Raw genomic sequence first — 503 nt, 5'->3', positions numbered from 1 at the left:
AGCGGTCCCTCAACCGCCATAAATTCCGGGATGTTGTAGCTCGTTCCCATCTGCTCGAACTGCTCGAGAATAAACAGCCGCTTCTGCGCCGACGATACCGGATACCATTCCCTGCGCTCCGTCCGCTCTAGCGCCACGTACCGGCTTCGCTTTGCCTGCTCGAGGTACGCCGCCTGCTGCTCCACCGTCGTCAGCTCAAACAGGCTGCGCAGCGGAATGTCCACCTCGAACTGCTTATGGATGCGCGAGGCCAGCATCGTCGCTTTCAGCGAGTGTCCGCCGAGGACGAAGAAATCGTCACGCACCCCGACGCGCTCCGCCTGCAGCAGCTCCTGCCAGATCGCGGCAAGCTGCGCTTCCTTTTCGCTGCGCGGCGCAACGTATTCCCCGCCTGCGGCCATCCGGCCGTCCGGCTCCGGCAGCGCCTTACGGTCCAGCTTGCCGTTAGCGGTAACCGGCATCGCCGCAAGCTGCACGAAGTGCGACGGCACCATGTAGCCCGG

At 64.0% G+C, this 503-nt stretch carries 1 protein-coding gene; it reads right to left on the bottom strand.

What is annotated here, in order from left to right; genetic code table 11:
• The coding region (locus GQS10_RS22830; protein WP_166246622.1) for a phosphopantetheine-binding protein at positions 1-503 on the bottom strand (503 nt) is incomplete at both ends.

Source organism: Paenibacillus turpanensis, from assembly GCF_011421635.1.
Classification (GTDB): Bacteria; Bacillota; Bacilli; order Paenibacillales; family YIM-B00363; genus Paenibacillus_AK; species Paenibacillus_AK turpanensis.
This window is presented reverse-complemented; position numbering and strand designations above follow the sequence as displayed.